Origin of the sequence: Priestia sp. LL-8, from assembly GCF_036227845.1 — a bacterium.
In the GTDB taxonomy this organism is placed as follows: Bacteria; Bacillota; Bacilli; order Bacillales; family Bacillaceae_H; genus Priestia; species Priestia zanthoxyli.
The window spans coordinates 1110223-1126813 of record NZ_JAZAQH010000001.1 but is presented as its reverse complement, the minus strand read 5'-3'; the positions used below and the strand labels follow the sequence as shown (position 1 = coordinate 1126813).

Sequence of the window (16591 nt, the reverse complement as noted above, 5' to 3'; positions counted from 1 at the left end):
TAATCTAAAACTCTTAGCCTAGCATTTTATAAAAATAAAAAAAGAGCAGATACTCTCTACTCCTTTTTGTTACTATACTTTTTTCGCCTCTAAAACATGCTCTTGTATTTCGTCCCATGTCATGTATATTCGGACGATATCTTCTTCAATTAATTGAGAACCAGTTTGTACTTCGATAAACTCCAAATCAGTGATTGCTCTAATAGCATGTTTCTCTCCTGAAGGAATTTTAACTACATCTCCTGGTTTAACTATAGAAGTTTCCTCGTTTAAAATAACTTCACCTTGTCCCCCAACTATAGTCCATATTTCATCACGATAGTCATGAAGTTGATAACTTAAATTTTTTCCAGAAGCAATACAAATTCTTTTTGTTAACACTTCTTGTTCTTCAGCTAACTTTGTGTAATCAAGTACTCGGTACCAACCCCATCGTCTTTCTTCATACATAGGACGGCTGTTAAATTCCCCCACTAGCTCTTTAATCCGTGGACTGGCTTCTTTATCAGATACTAATATTCCATCAGGGCTAGCCGCTACTACTAAATTAGAAGCTCCTAATACTGTCACAGGAATATCTAGTTCATTAATCAAATGTACATTGCTACTGTCTTTACTGATAACTCCTTTGCCAATTTGACTAGTTGCCATTTCTTCCGTTAGCGTGTTCCAAGTGCCGAGATCTTTCCAATACCCTTCATATGGCAAGACTACAATTTCTTTTGTTTTTTCTACTACCTCATAATCGAAGCTAATCTTAGGAAGGCTTTCGTATCTTTTTAGAAGTTCTATATATTGAGTTGGCAAACCTTTAGCTTCCAAAATTGAAAGAATATATCCCAACTTAAATGCAAAGACACCACAATTCCATAATGCACCTTGTTCAATGAGATTTGATGCATCGGCTTCTGAAGGTTTTTCTGTAAATCGCTTTACGGAAACATATTCATTATTAGCAACCTTACGTTCTGGCACAATATATCCATACTTTGAAGAAGGATAGGTAGGCGTTACCCCAATAAGTGCAAGTTGAGTATCGCTGTTTTTAACAACTTCTTCTAAATCTTTTACTCTATTAAAAAATTCATCTTCTACGTAAGGATCTACTGGAAGGATAGCTACAACATCATCTAAATCTGCCTTTTTAACACTATAGATATAAGAAGCCGCTAAGGCAATAGCTGGAAAAGTATCTCTTCGAGCAGGTTCAATAATTAAATCTACTTCATCATTTAATTGGCTTTTTATCATATCCACTTGAGACTTTCCGGTAGCAATGACTGTAGATTCTCCAAGTTCTACATTAAGAATTTGATTCCAAACTCGTTGTACCATGGATTGTAAAGAATCCTTCTCGTGTTCTAAAACTTTTAAAAACTGTTTTGATCGAGAATCATTGGATAGGGGCCATAAACGTTTACCAGATCCGCCAGATAATAAAACTAGATTCATTGTCACACCTCGTTACTTAGCTTCTCAGCTACAAATTTGTTTACTTTACTTACTAAATCAACGACCTCTTCATTGGATAAGTCATTTTCAAGCATGCCGAGCTGTTGAGTAGCTTGCCGAATTAAATCTAAACCTTTCAATTCCATATTAATGTTTCTTGGAATTACATGAATATGAAGATGCCTAACTGCTTCGCTAATGCTAACTGTATACACTCTGTCTGCATAGACATTTTCTTTGAGAAATTCATCTAATAACTGCACCATCCTACTAGATTCAGTTATTTCTTCATCGCTTAGCTCACTCCATCTTTCCACATGACGTTTAAATTCGATATAAAAATATCCCTTAACTTGAGAAGTTAAGGGACCATGACTAACGACAATATATTTATTTTCATATGCATTATATGAATCTTCTTTGCTATGTTTGTTACAAATAATACAATTATTCAAGTATTTTCCTTCTTTCTATAATACGTCTATTGAATAACTTTGTTCTTCTCATATATAAACTCATGTACGAGTTCTTCAAAATTTGTTTGCTCACGTAAAATTGATTCAACCATTTCTCTTACAGCACCATTCCCACCTGAATGTTTCGTTACAATGTCTACAGATTCTTTAACTAGGCCCACTGCATTATCAGGGGCAAATGATACACCTGCCGTTTTTAAAATAGGGAGGTCGTTAATATCGTCACCCATATAACAAATTTCTTCCTCTTTTAGTCTTAACTCAGTAAGTAATTCAGACAGCACTTCTAATTTGTTACTAATTCCTTGATACACATAGTTAATCTTTAACTCTTTTGCTCTTTTAGCGACTGCTTCAGATTTACGCCCTGTAATAATGGCAGTTTTTAAACCAGCATAATGAGCAATTGTAATTCCCATACCATCTTGTGTATTAAACTGTTTATATTCCACTTCATTTGATCCTATATAAAGACTTCCATCTGTTAAAACACCATCGACGTCTAATACAATCAATTTTATGTTTTTCATTAATTAAATCCCCATTTTAACCACGTCTTGAATATGGATCATGGCCACAGGCTGTTGATGCTTATTTACCACAGGCAAGACGTTTACTTTATTATCTTCCATAATTTTCAGTGCTTCTGCTGCTAGTAATTCTGATTTAACAGTAATTGGATTTTCGTTATATAATTTGTTTACTTTTTCCTGTAAGATATTAATTTCTTTAGCAAGGCCTCTGCGGATATCTCCATCCGTTAAAATACCTTTTAATTTACCATTGCTATCAATAATGTTAATAGCTCCTAAGCCAAACTCTGTCATTTGGAACAGCACTTCATTAACGTTACTATTTTCGTTTGCAACAGGGTTTCGATTAGTCGTTGAAATAATATCTTCAACTGTTAATAACAATTTTCTTCCTAAAGACCCTCCAGGATGAAAAACAGCGAAGTTCTCAGGTTTAAAATCCCTAGCTTTTAATAAAGAAATAGCAAGAGCGTCTCCAATAACTAATGTTAAAGTTGTACTTGTAGTAGGTGCTAGTCCTAACGGACAAGCTTCTTCTACAATTCCATAACTTAAGATTAAATCTGCACGTTCTGCTAAAGAAGAATTTGAATTCCCTACTAAAGCAACAATTTTAGCACCAATTCTCTTAATTGAAGGAATTGTTTTCAGTATTTCTTCAGTTTCTCCACTATTTGAAATAGCTATAACAACATCATTATCCGTGACCATTCCTAGGTCACCATGCAATCCTTCTGCAGGATGTAAAAAGAAAGAAGGAGTACCCGTACTTGCCAAAGTAGCAGCAATTTTTTTGCCAACCAACCCTGACTTTCCGATACCTGTAATAATAACTCTTCCTCTGCATTTGAGAATAAAGTTTACACATTCACTAATTTGAGCACTTAGATATTCTTTTCTTTCAAGAATAACTTTTGCTTCTAGCTCAAGAACTTCAGAAATGGTATCTTTAAAATTAACCTTAAGGTGTGTAGAAGACATTGGGCAACTCCTCTCAATTTTTATCCTTTAATAATGTCATCGATTGCTTTAATAGGTTTTAGAACTTCTTCCAATTCATGAAGCTTTATCATATTAGGTCCATCTGAAAGTGCATTGTCAGGATCAGGATGTACTTCTGCAAATAAAGCATCTACGCCTACAGCCATAGCTGCTCTTGATAAATACGGAACAAATTCGCGTTTTCCACCTGTACTTGTACCGTTACCTCCTGGAATTTGAACACTATGCGTAGCATCAAATACTACTGGTGCACCTAATTCTCTCATTGTCGGTAAAGATCTCATATCCACTACTAAATTATTGTAACCGAACGTACTTCCTCGCTCAGTTAAAAGGATTTGTTCACAACCCGACTCTTTCAGTTTAACCACTACATTTTTCATGTCCCAAGGAGCTAAAAATTGTCCTTTTTTCACATTAATTATCTTTCCTGTCTTAGCTGCAGCTACTAGTAAGTCTGTTTGGCGGCATAGAAAAGCAGGAATTTGAATAATGTCTAGTACTTCACCAGCAAGTTCTGCTTGAGATGCATCATGAATATCCGATGTAACAGGAACACCAAAAGTCTCTTTAACTTTTGCTAAAATTTCTAAACCTTTTTCAATCCCAGGTCCACGATCTGAGTAAATGGAAGAACGGTTTGCTTTATCAAAAGATGCCTTGAATACAAAAGGAATATTTAATTTGCTAGTAATTTCTTGAATAGCACTAGCAGTTTGAAATACTAATTCTTCACTTTCAATCATGCAAGGTCCAGCAATCAATACAAATGGATTATTTCCTCCAAATTTAATTTCCTCATTTAATTTCACGATATTCGACATGTAATTATACCTCCAGCAGGTTTTCAATTTTTTTAATATCTTCAGGTGTGTCTACGCCTATAGAGTCATAGGTAGTTTCTAAAACCTTCATTTCATATCCATTTTCCAACAATCTGAGTTGTTCCAACATTTCCACTTCTTCATATTGGGATTTAGGTAAATTAACAAATTCCTGCAAAATATGTTTTGGATAACAATAAATACCTAAATGTTTATAATATGTAATATTTTTATCAGATCTGTTGTAAGGAATAGGTGAGCGAGAAAAATAAATCGCTTCTTTGTTTTGGTTAGTAATTACTTTTACAACATTAGGGTTTTCAACGTCCTCTTCAGATTCTATAGCTTTTTTAGCAGTGATTACATAATTATTATACTGTTTAGATTGTTCTACAATTTCTGCAATAAGCCTTTCATCTATTAATGGCTCATCCCCTTGAACATTAAGAAAGATATCTCCATCAATTAATTTTGATACCTCAGCCATGCGATCTGAACCTGACTCATGTGTATCTTTTGTCATTACCACTTCTCCACCAAAAGACAATACAGTATCGTAGATTTTTTTACTGTCAGTAGCAACTACTACTTTATCTAGATTGGAAACTTTTTTTACTCTTTGGTAGACATGTTGAATCATAGGTTTATTATTAATTAACGCAAGAGGTTTTCCAGGAAATCTGCTTGAACCGTATCGAGCTGGAAGAACAGCTATTACCTTCATATTTTTCATCTCCTTATTCCAAAATTAATTTAGTAATTCTTTATATTCAACCACAATCTTTTCGTTCATAGTTTGACTGGTAAATCTCTCTCGAAAGCGTTGATACGCTTTATTTCCCATTTTTTCTAGTTGTGGCTTACTAATATTTTGTAATATGTTATGCAGAGAACTTAAATTGTCTAAATCGAAAATAAAGCCAGTTTCTCCGTCTTTCACGATTTCAGGCAATGCTCCACGGTTACTAGAAATAACTGGTTTCTTGTTCTTCATTGCTTCAGTAGCTACTAGACCAAAACCTTCCCATCTAGAAGGGATAATGATAGCATCCGCCAGTTTGTAATACTCGTCAATTTCTTTGTTGTTAACCCAACCTAGCATCTTTACATTATCGCTATATGTAACGGTCTTTTGATCTGACAATACTTGGGCACCAATTACATACAGGTTAATGTTAAAAGACGAGTATTTATGAAAAAATTCTAGCAAAATATCTAAACCCTTTTGACGATCGAATCTTCCTACAAATAATAAGTTGATTTTTGTGGAATCTAACTCTATATTGCCCTGGATAGTTTTGGTTTCTTCATTCAAACTAATACCATTATGAATAACCACGGATTTATTTTCAGGTAACTTATATTCCAATGATTTGTCATGCTCATATTGAGATATATTTATAATTAAGTCTGTCTTAATACTTAACACTCTTTCAATTAAGCTGTATATTTTTTGTTTTGTTTGACTAGTATCCATTAAAAAAGCCCAACCATGAGAGCAGTAAACTACTTTAAATTTCTTTCTTCTGAAAAATAAAGGTAATCGAACAAAGAAACCAGCAAATGTACTATGAATATGTACAATATCTGGATTGACTTGATCAATGTAATTAAAAATTTGTTTAGCAGCTTTTATAAAAAACTTTGGTGAACGCTCGTATTTATAAAGCAAAACTTTTTCTTGTACTAGAGGAATTTCCTTTTCCGAGTTATGTTCGCTCATAGTAAGAAATACTTCTTCTATGTTAGAGTTATTTGTTTGATACTTAATTAATTCGTTAACGTATGTTGAAACTCCGCCTTTTACATATTCACCAATATGTAATACTTTCATATTATCTCCCACTCAATCATATTTTTAATGTAGTGACAGTGTCTATCAATTCTTGTGCACATTTAGTCCACGTGAATTTTGCAGATTGCTCATAACCTTTAGCGATCATTTCCTCTCTCAACGTTGGATTAGTAGTCACCTTCTTGATTTGTTCTGCTAGATCTTCAGGACTATCTGGATTGCAATAAAGAGCAGCTTCTCCTCCAACTTCAGGTAAAGATGCACGATTTGAGATAATAACAGGGCATCCTATACTCATAGCTTCTAATGGCGGTAGACCAAAACCTTCATAAAAAGATGGATAAATGAAGCAAAAAGCATTTTGATACAATGTTTTGAGCTCCTCGTCTGTAACATAGCCTACATGTTTAACCGTTTTAGGTAATTCAGTATCCTTAGAACTAAATACCTTTGGATCTGTTCCACCAGCAATAACAATATTAAAATCGTGATGTTCTACATGATCGAGCGCTTTTATGATTGCTCTAAAATTTTTGTTAGGGTTTAGACTACTAACCGCAAGTAAATAAGGTTTTTCATTTAGATTATATTTAGTTATGATACCAATATCTGTACTTTGTCTTGTGAAATGTTCTTTTCCCTCATAAATAACTTCAACCTTCTCTGAAGAGATATTTAGATATTTAACTAATTCACTTTTAGAAAAGTTAGAAACGGTAACAATTTTCTTAGAGAATTTTGCTTGAGATGTCAGCATAACCTTGTACCACATTTTAAATAAGAAAGAGAAATTTTCCCCATTGGAGAACACTGCCGCATCATGTATAACAGAGATTTGATCTTTCTTTAGTATAGGTCCGGTGTTACATAAATTGACTAAAAATTCCCCTTTACAAAACTTAAATAAATCTAGTTGTTCCCATAAATGTCCTTGTCGAGATCCTATTGTTTCTATTGAAATATGCTTAAACATAGATTTATTAACCTTTTCGAACTTTGGCGCTAAAATTGTTACCTTATAATCTTTAGAGAGGTCACCATTTTCATATAAATCATCAATGCCTCTCAATAACTCGATAGCAAATCGTTGAACACCTGTTATCTTTTGAGTTAAAAATCTTCCATTTATAAAAATGTCCATTACTTATTCGCTCCACCATGGTTATTTTTTCTTCGTAGCTTTTAAGCCAAAACTGCGTTGATTTTATCTTGAAGCTCCTTAGCATTGAATATTCCTTTTCGCCAATCACCTTCTATCTGGTAACTGAACCTCAGATAAAATAAAAATTTATTTATTGCTTCTCTATCCACATCTTGAGTCAAAGCTTTGTGAAAGACTTCATATAGATTTTTATAGTTACTACATTTATAAGCAATTCCATCTATACCATAATAAGAATTTCCTAATGTAATGACCGGTTTATAGCTTTGTAACGCTTCAATCCCTACAGTTGAATTAATAGTTACTACTAGATTACTTTTCTGCAATATCTCATTTGTGTTTCCACTTGTTAGAAAATTTACATGGGTATGGTTTTTAAATTTGTCATACAGGGATGAATAATTAACCCTACCTTGGTCTGCCGGGTGTTCTTTAAAAACAACGTGCAAATCTTTATTATGCTTTCTATTGTATTCATCCAGTTGAAAAATAATAATTTCTACCAATTGCTCCATGTTTTTTATGCTATCAGAGTTCATAATGATTTGAGAATCATCATGCACTTGGAAGGGAACGAACAAGTAATCTTTAGGCAATTCACTGTCCTTAGTGTGAATATTGTTCTTGTTATTTTTGCGCTTGTTTGAGATTACTCTTTTTATCTTGTTAGTAGGTTTTTCAAAAATAACTTCTAGTTTCAGCTCACGTTTAAAGATGTTTCTATTAACATAATCAACTAACCGCTCTTTTAAATAAGTATCCCCTACATTTTTTGTCTGACTTTGAAAAATGTGCTGTTTGTCTTTAATAGAAGATAAAAATTCCTGATAATCATTCATGTGGAATTGTACATCCTTATAAGCTGACATTTCCTGAGGTACAGAGTTTCCATAATTTACGCCTTTCCCATCTACTGTAATGGTATATGGGCGAAATATTCCTGCTTCAAAAATTAATACGGGAATATTGTTAACCTGTGCGAATCGCTTAGAAATGCTGTCAAACATGAAAGTATCGTTCCAACTAATAATAAGTTCTAACTTCTTGTCCGAATTTAATTTATTTAAAAAGTTTATATATCGTTTCGCATTAATTAGCAATTCCTGCTTATTGTAAGAAAAATGATTAATTTTATTAAATTCGAATGTGTAGTAAAGTAATTTTTCTAAATCATAATTTTTCTTATCATCTTCATTTAATTCAGAGGAAAAGGTCTTTAAAACTTTAGGTAAAAAATAAGGTTTTTTTACATTATGAGCTGTATATACAGCTTCTTCTAACCTACTAAAAGTTAAATGAATTGATTCGTATCCCTGAGTACTGAGATAATTGGATACGCTACTAAAAAAGATTGCTTTATCTCGCTCATGTGCATGAACAAATAAGCAGTTTTTATTCATTCTTAATTACCTCGTTACATTTAATTATATTGACTTAATTTTTTTCAATAGGTTCTCTTGCGTTTTTATACTTAATAGCAAATATTAGCTTTAGTATAAACAACATAAAAAAAGCACCAAATGTGCTAGTAGCACCACCAATCAAACCAAACTTCGGAACCAACAAAATGTTTAGTAAAAGTGAGACACCTAGAGAAATTAGACTAGAAACAATAATTGCTTTATCCTTAAACCTTACATACAAGGTTTGGTGAGGCAAAAGTGCCAGTACTGAAAAAGCATAAGCACCTATCAATGTCCAATATGCACTTAAATGCTCTGCATAAATAGGCTTACCTATTAATTTCGTAATGGGTATAATACCTATAGCTAGAGCTAAACTTATAAATATAGTAGAAATTATTACGCCGCTAGTCATTTTTTTCATTTGAATTTTATATGTTTTATAGTCTCCACTTTGGAAGTTACGAATGACTTTAGGTCCTAGGATCATAATGACACCTGTTTGAGCAAAAATAACGAGTAAATTAGACAAACTTCCATAGAAAGTATAGGCCCCTACAAGCGCCTTACCTTTATAGAATGTAATAAAATAACGATCAAGATACTCCGCTAATTTTAACGCAATATTTCCAACAAATAAGGGGAAAGATACGACAACCCCTCTTTTTACCCATTTCCAATCGATCTTTTTACTTTTAACTATATGCCAATTTAAATCTTTTAGATAATAGATACTTAATAACACACTAAACAAAACCCCACTTACCCAACCTATTAAAACAGTCCAAAGGTTATGGGTCTCATCTGATATAAAAAATAAAATCATAGCAGCATATGCCCAAGCTCCACTTCGGAAAAACAAAGTAATATTTGCTACAATCGGTTTAGACAGGGTAATGAACACTCTATTGAATTCTTGAGATAGATGTTCTAACACAAGTAATACATAAAATATAAACGCATATTTCACTGGTATAATGTTTAGTATGAATAAGATAATTAATATCGGTAAAAATATAACATAGCTAAAAATATGAAATAGAAATTGATCTCGAATAAAGAATTCTTTATTTTCTGATTTGCTACTTAAGATTTCCCTAGTATTAAAAACATAGAAATCCATTCCTACTATATAAATTGATAAGCCGATAGTAGTGGATAATACTCCATAAACCCCTACTTCCGCTGGTGCTAACAATCTTGTCATACCCATAATCAACAGAAACTTACTGCCTAGAGTAATAATTCTGAGAAGAAGATTAATACTACTAAGTTTTAACAATTAAAATCTACTCCAATTAATGATTTTTCTATAGTTTATTAATAAGCATCTTTTGATCCAAATAATAAACCTATTGTTTTAAGGATAATTTTCATATCAAATAACATGTTACGATTTTGCGCATAATAGATATCTAATTTTACCATATCTTCAAATCCTATATTACTTCTTCCACTTACTTGCCATAGTCCTGTACATCCTGGTTGAACTAATAATCGTTGTTTATCATATGTAGTATATTCTGAAACTTCTCTAGGTAAAGGCGGACGAGGACCGACTAAACTCATATCACCTTTTAAGACATTCCATAATTGAGGCAACTCATCTATGCTCGTTTTCCTAATAAAATTTCCTACTTTTGTGACTCTAGGATCATTTTTCATTTTAAACATAGCTCCAGTTGTTTCGTTTTGTTCAAGTAAATCTTTCAGCCTTGATTCAGCGTCTGTTACCATTGAACGGAATTTATACATATTGAATTCTTTCTCATTTTTACCAGTTCTCTTTTGCGAAAAAAAAATTGGCCCTTTAGGATCCTCAATCTTTATTAAAAGAGCAACTATCAGAAAAACCATTGAAAGAACTATTAATCCTACAAATGCACCAACTATATCAATAATTCTTTTCACAAAAAGGTAGATGGGTTTATCATTTATACAAACTTGAATTCCAGTAAAATCTTTGTTAACTTCTTTCTTAGCCATTTGAGTCATACTTATCTTCACTTCCCTTCTTAAATTTCCTCAATTTAAACCTTTATTTTTTGACATAGTTATTTATAGTTATTTATAGTTAAGATCCCTTTAAAGAAATTAATTAACTATAGTTTATAAGTGTATTCTATTGATATTAATCGTGGGCATCTAACCCATCCTCACACAGTACTACTGACAACTTCAGTGTCTAAGGTGCTTAATCACCCACAATACAGCCGAGTACCCCCATTGATAATGGTAAGGAGATATCACCACTGTTATTTTAACTAAATAATAAACTTTATTTATCGACACAAAAAGGAATTTGTCAGGATTTGAGACACATTTCACTAAAATATATTTATAAAAACAGCTGTTAATAATTTTATTTTTATATAGTTTTAATAGTTTTAATATTTTTAATAGTTTTAATAAAAAAATAAAGCAATATATAGATTCTTAAATTCTTAACTGCAAAGTACAAAAAATGATGGGGGGTGAAAAATTGTTTAATAAAGTTTCCAGACTATTAAAACCATTTCCTATAAACAACTTAGCAACAATACACTCACACTTGTCTTCACTCTTTATTAGGTCTTTATCTTTAATTTTAAAGAACTTCATAAAAAGTTCCAAAGACCTAATAATGTTACTAATACTAGAAAATACTAGCATACACCTTCCTCATATTCAATGTCTCATTTTGTCGAAATATATCAAATGTCATGTTTTAAACGTTTTCATACGGTATTTATATATATGAACGGTTCATTAAACTTTATTTAAAAAAAATATAAAATTTTAATATTTTCCTAATATGAAAATATTATCAATAATCTTATTATTTATCTTGGGTAATGAGAATTATTTATTTGCTTTTTTTAAGTAAAATATTATATTTTGATAGCGTTTACATTTTTTTGTATTTTTAAATATTTTTATTTTTTTGAATCGTTGGATATGTAAAATTACATTTTTTTCAAAAAAATTAGACTTATATTCCTTTATCAGCTTTAAAAACTGTAGTTAAGGTAAGTTTTACTACCTCTATCTTGATAATTTATAATAGGCTTATAGCAAAACACTCAACTAAGTTTTTTATTCAATAAAACTAAGCCGTACTAGTTATTCTTTTAGTACGGCTTAGTTTTATATTTTTTTATAAAAACTTCAAATATAGAATGTAAAAATTTATATCTGATGAATACTAAATCGCTGAAATTTAACTGAGACTTTTTACAATAAAAAAGACTTAATCAATTACAAGGTAGCTAGGGCTATTGGAAAAATTTAAAGGAGCATGTTGCTTCCAACTAATCTCTCTCGTAGCTCCTAACATAGAAATAATTTTACCTTTTCCTTTTTTTAATACAAAGTTCAGACTATGACTTTGACCTGTAGTCCAAAAGACAATTATTTTTTTATTACGATCGTTTACAAATTCTAATATATAATCTCCCTGTTTATTAGATTGATAATTTATATTTTTAGAAAACTTATACCCCTTCAATTGTTTGGTAAGTACCTGAATACTTAAAAAAGAGACTTTAGGATTTCCACTATTCCACATTACCCCAAAATTATGTTCTTTGTTTGCAGGATCAACTCCATCATTTTTCCAATCATACCAAATGCTTATAGGCACTTGTTGCTGTGCATTAATCATAATCATTCTCACTAGATAATTAGCCTGTTCCATTTCAGATAATGGCTTTTCAGTGGTATTCGCCATTGAGTACCCCCACTCCCCAGATATAATAGGAATATCTCTATTAGCATAATGCTTAATCAGCTTCTTTAAATTTTGATAATCTATAATACTTTCTTCAGGGGGGCCACTTCTGTACGGATGTACACTAATTGCGTCAATTTCATTTTTTAACATTCCTTCCTTTAATACTTTCTCTAACCAAGAAAAAGATTGAGAGTTTATTCCTGCTAAGGCTGGGGCCACAACAAACCCACTCTTATCGTTTTTCTTAATTATAGGAACAGTATCCTTAACTAATAAAGAATATTCTTCATAATTCGGTTGAGGATTCCAAAATGTTTCTGTATTTGGCTCGTTCCATATCTCCCAGATTGCCCCTTGATTCTTATACCTTTTAGTTACAAAGTTTACATACCTACCAAAAGCTTCTCTGCCTTCTTTTGTAACAATAGAGCGATTTTGCTCATAAAGTTTATTCGAATAATCAAGTATATAGTAAGGCTTCATCCCTTCATCTTTTAGCCACTTATTTAGTTCGTCATATTCTGTGTTTTCCAAATCATATGTTCCTTTTTCCGTTTCTATGTATTCCCATGGTAAATCAATACGAACCCATTTAAAACCTGCATTTGCTATCCATTTGATATCTTTTTTTTCTAATCCTGGATGAATACTCACTCCCAAACCTTCAGGTATTGTTTGATAATTTATTATGTTTTCTTTTTTTAATGGATACTGCTTACTCTCTTTAGAAACATAATGAAATACAATAAAAAATATAGAAATAACACTTATAGATATAACGCTGATGGTATATAAATTTTTATTCATCTAGCAAACACCTTCCTTTTTCTAATATAAATAAATTTTATTAGAAATATAGTAAATTTTTTCATAGTAAAGTATAATATCTTTAAAATTAAGGAGGCTTCTAATGAAAAAAATACAACGACAAAGAATAGATTTTTTAGACGCATTGCGATGTATAGCTGCTCTTTTGGTAATATTTCAACATATCGGAGAAAAATATTTTTCTTCTTTTTCTTACTTTACTACCCATTATTTTCAGTTTGGTATGTTCGGCGTAACATTGTTCTTCTTAGTAAGTGGCTTTATTATCCCAGTATCTCTGCAAAAGAAAACTTCATTAAAAACGTTTTGGATAAAACGTTTTTTCAGATTGTATCCACTTTATATTTACAGTATAATTTTGGCAATGATCTTTATAGGATTAGGATCCTATGCCCAACATCATCAATTATTACCCGTACAAGATATGCTATTACAATTAACAATGCTTCAAAAATTACTAGGAATTCCTTTATTGGTTAATTCTCATTGGACACTTAGTTTAGAAATGCTGTTTTATATCTCAGTAACTCTTTTATATATGTTGAATATATTACGTTATTCAACCACCTTAGCTTTTGTAGCATTGACATTAGCTTTAAGTGGGGGGATAATTCTACAAAACGGTTACGGTCTTTTATTATATTTTTCACTGATGTTCGTAGGTACCGTATTCTATAAATTTAATAGTGGACAAATTAAAAAGTTGCCAACTTTTCTAATTTGTCTATATGCAATTTTTTGTATCACGATCATATCTTATGTTAACATGTTTGGCAAAAATGACCTTAGTGAGTATGGCGCTCGAAACTTTGTTCCAGCCACTTCAGCTTGGATTTCGGCTTTACTTATATTTACTGTATTTTTAATTTTTAGAAATTATAACTACCCTCGCTTTTTACTCTTTTTAGGTAAGATCAGTTTTTCACTGTATTTAGCTCAAGCAGTCTTCATCTCAAGTGTACCTTATATATTTAATGATTATTTTACAGTAGTAGTTACACTATTGTTGATTTCTGGGTCTTCTGTAATAACATATTACTACATAGAAAAACCTTTTGTTAATATTGGAAATAATATAGCAAATAAGAAGTATGTAAGAAAGCACTTATCAAAAACCATATAAAAATTCTAAAAAACAAGAGCCTATGATAGACTCTTGTTTTTTGTCAACATATGCTCTCTTATATGTTTTTTATCCTTAATATTCGGTTGTATGCTATCCCTAAAAATAACCATGTAGAGAGGTATGAATACTCTGGTACTGCAATCATCATAGATAAAAAGATAATTACTAAGATTAATTTTAAAGTTTTTGAATGAGCATCATTGTGCAATTTCAATATAGGATATATAAATATCAAACTGAATAGCACTGTACCAAATATTCCAGTGTTAACCATGAGCGTACTAAATAAATCTGTTGATCGTATATAACCAAATCCCACTCCAAAAATTTGATTTAATAACGGAAGGCTCTTATAAAATTCCATATGAACTTGAAACCATCCAGACCTCGTACTTCCAGACACATCTAATCCGCTAAGTTTCTGCAAGACTATTGTATTAAAAATATCATAAAGTTTGTCAGAACTAAAAACATTCAAGTAAAAAATTAAACCTCCCAGAAAAAAGAAGGCTAAAGCAAGAGTTAACGTATTCTTTCTTATAGCTCTAATTAAATATTTAGCTCCTAAAAATACACAAATGACTATCCCGATAAAAAAAGTAGTTGACGTTGATAAAAGCAGTGAGACTCCTAATATAGTAGCAATAATTTTTTTTCTTAAATATAGAGCGTAAATAAAGAAAGGGGTTATTGTAAAAGCATACATCGAAGGTTCACCCGTTAAGCTTTTTAAACGTTGTAGAGTTAATCCGCCTATAACAATTTTCTGAAATCTACTTCCAGCATCAGTACCGTCTCCAAAAGTTCTATTAGATATAAAATCTCCTTGAGATCCTGTTATAAGGAAGTACGTTACTTCATAGATTCCATATAACGCTAAAACTGTTGCTCCTGCTAAAATGTATTTGTTCCAATTTTCATTGTATAGGACACGTACATAAGCAAAGGTTGCAAATGCAGCTACCATATACATTGATTGCGTAAACATAGAAGATTTTAATAAATATGTATTGTCATTAGGATCTATAAGTAATACACCAACAAAATTAATTCTAGGAGATAATGATAATGACAATTGACTAAGTAATAGAATAAATATATATATCGCTAAAATAAATACGAAAGTATAAAAATAGCTACGCATAGGAGCTCTATATTTTAATAATAAAGGAACTAATGCTAAACTAGCAAAAGCCATTAAGTAACCTATAGTTGTCCCCTGAATGGATGGTATGAGCAAAAAAGATGTAATAGGTAAAAAAATTGACCATATGTAAAAATATATATCTACTTTAAAATATGTTTTTTCATTTACTGTAAAATTTTCCAATTTAACCTCCCTCCTAGTTAGTGTTATTTTATACTTTAAAAAATACACATTCAAGTATTTTTTGAAATGATTTCTAAATTATAATTGGAACATTTATTACTAAATGATTAAAATAACAATATTTTTAGAGAGCGTAAAATATCTTGTGTAAATAAATACAAAAAAGAAGACCTTTTCTTGTAGAATTAAGTCACCACGACCAATTCAAAGAAAGAGGGTCTTTTTTTGAATTGGTTTACAACAGATCTTGTTCAATCTCTAGTCCAAAAAGAAGATGTGACGGAAATTTTCCATTCTCACTTAGAAACTGCGCTTAATAAAATCTTAGCGAGCAAATTGACAGCTTTTTTGGACTACGAAGAATATAATCGTATTGGATTTAATACGGGGAATTCACAAAATGGTTCGTACGTACACAGAGTTTGGAGAACTTCACCTTGTTATTCCTCGCGATCGGAATGGTGACTTTAAGCAACAGACAGTGGCTCCTTATAAAAGAGCCACTAATACGCTTGAATCGTTTCTCATTCATATGTTTCAAAAGGGTGTAGCGAAAGCTGAAATTACTCATTTAATGGAGCGTATGTATGGTCATCACTACACATTTCAAACCATTTCAAATATGATAAACTTACTGATTAAATTAAAACTCCTCCTATAAATCCTCTAACAAAAAATCTTGCGAGTTAAGATTTTTTGTTATATACATACTTCTCACCTGCTTATTCAACCCTTTTAATGCATAATAAAAAATGGTTATTAGTGGTTTAGTTTTAAAGTCATATAAATAACTGCAAAATAATCCCTTCCTCTCAAAATGAAAAGAGGACTAATGTAGTCCTCTCAAATTTGAACATTTACTTATTAAAATTAAACAATTAAAAAGTAGCATCTTATTAATCCCACATCCATCTATAAGACACTTAAGATAGATCCATAAAAATATAG

The 16591-nt window shown here is 31.3% G+C and carries 14 protein-coding genes and 1 pseudogene; 2 read left to right on the top strand and 13 right to left on the bottom strand.

Features of this window, described 5'->3' with window-relative positions; genetic code table 11:
• Positions 1-72: 72 nt before the first annotated feature.
• The 12 genes from U9R83_RS05715 to U9R83_RS05660 form a co-directional block, all read right to left on the bottom strand.
• Positions 73-1452: a sugar phosphate nucleotidyltransferase gene (locus U9R83_RS05715; protein ID WP_328575136.1), complete on the bottom strand. Its 1380-nt coding sequence runs from the start codon at positions 1450-1452 to the stop codon at positions 73-75.
• A gap of 2 nt (positions 1453-1454) precedes the next feature.
• The gene (locus U9R83_RS05710; RefSeq protein WP_328575135.1) at positions 1455-1907 is read right to left on the bottom strand and encodes an HIT family protein; all 453 of its coding nucleotides are present in this window, start codon (positions 1905-1907) and stop codon (positions 1455-1457) included.
• Between the two features lie 26 nt (positions 1908-1933).
• On the bottom strand, positions 1934-2458 hold the full coding sequence (locus U9R83_RS05705) for a KdsC family phosphatase (protein WP_328575134.1): 525 nt from the start codon (positions 2456-2458) through the stop codon (positions 1934-1936).
• A 3-nt stretch (positions 2459-2461) separates the two neighbouring features.
• A complete protein-coding gene (locus U9R83_RS05700; protein ID WP_328575133.1) occupies positions 2462-3442 on the bottom strand; it encodes a KpsF/GutQ family sugar-phosphate isomerase in 981 nt (326 codons plus the stop codon).
• Between the two features lie 20 nt (positions 3443-3462).
• Positions 3463-4287: a 3-deoxy-8-phosphooctulonate synthase gene (gene kdsA, locus U9R83_RS05695; RefSeq protein ID WP_328575132.1), complete on the bottom strand. Its 825-nt coding sequence runs from the start codon at positions 4285-4287 to the stop codon at positions 3463-3465.
• Positions 4288-4291: 4 nt separating this feature from the next.
• Entirely contained in the window at positions 4292-5011 is a 720-nt protein-coding gene (gene kdsB, locus U9R83_RS05690; RefSeq protein ID WP_328575131.1) for a 3-deoxy-manno-octulosonate cytidylyltransferase, read from the bottom strand.
• 24 nt (positions 5012-5035) lie between these two features.
• Positions 5036-6121 carry a glycosyltransferase gene (locus U9R83_RS05685; protein ID WP_328575130.1) on the bottom strand — a complete coding sequence of 362 codons (1086 nt, stop codon included), beginning with the start codon at positions 6119-6121 and terminating at the stop codon, positions 5036-5038.
• A 16-nt stretch (positions 6122-6137) separates the two neighbouring features.
• Complete coding sequence (locus U9R83_RS05680) at positions 6138-7223, bottom strand: glycosyltransferase family 4 protein (protein ID WP_328575129.1); 1086 nt, start codon at positions 7221-7223, stop codon at positions 6138-6140.
• Between the two features lie 41 nt (positions 7224-7264).
• The gene (locus U9R83_RS05675; protein ID WP_328575128.1) at positions 7265-8644 is read right to left on the bottom strand and encodes a capsular polysaccharide export protein, LipB/KpsS family; all 1380 of its coding nucleotides are present in this window, start codon (positions 8642-8644) and stop codon (positions 7265-7267) included.
• Between the two features lie 34 nt (positions 8645-8678).
• Positions 8679-9929: an oligosaccharide flippase family protein gene (locus U9R83_RS05670; RefSeq protein WP_328575127.1), complete on the bottom strand. Its 1251-nt coding sequence runs from the start codon at positions 9927-9929 to the stop codon at positions 8679-8681.
• Between the two features lie 38 nt (positions 9930-9967).
• Entirely contained in the window at positions 9968-10633 is a 666-nt protein-coding gene (locus U9R83_RS05665; protein WP_442956756.1) for a sugar transferase, read from the bottom strand.
• Positions 10634-11876: 1243 nt separating this feature from the next.
• Positions 11877-13166: a cellulase family glycosylhydrolase gene (locus tag U9R83_RS05660; protein WP_328575125.1), complete on the bottom strand. Its 1290-nt coding sequence runs from the start codon at positions 13164-13166 to the stop codon at positions 11877-11879.
• Between the two features lie 103 nt (positions 13167-13269).
• On the opposite strand from U9R83_RS05660, the gene U9R83_RS05655 reads away from it, so the two are divergent.
• Positions 13270-14310: an acyltransferase family protein gene (locus U9R83_RS05655; protein WP_328575124.1), complete on the top strand. Its 1041-nt coding sequence runs from the start codon at positions 13270-13272 to the stop codon at positions 14308-14310.
• A 58-nt stretch (positions 14311-14368) separates the two neighbouring features.
• Here U9R83_RS05655 and U9R83_RS05650 read toward each other — a convergent pair whose 3' ends face one another.
• Positions 14369-15643 carry a hypothetical protein gene (locus tag U9R83_RS05650; RefSeq protein ID WP_328575123.1) on the bottom strand — a complete coding sequence of 425 codons (1275 nt, stop codon included), beginning with the start codon at positions 15641-15643 and terminating at the stop codon, positions 14369-14371.
• Between the two features lie 225 nt (positions 15644-15868).
• On the opposite strand from U9R83_RS05650, the pseudogene U9R83_RS05645 reads away from it, so the two are divergent.
• Positions 15869-16280, top strand: a pseudogene (locus U9R83_RS05645) (transposase); the annotation flags it as partial.
• Between the last annotated feature and the right edge of the window lie 311 nt (positions 16281-16591).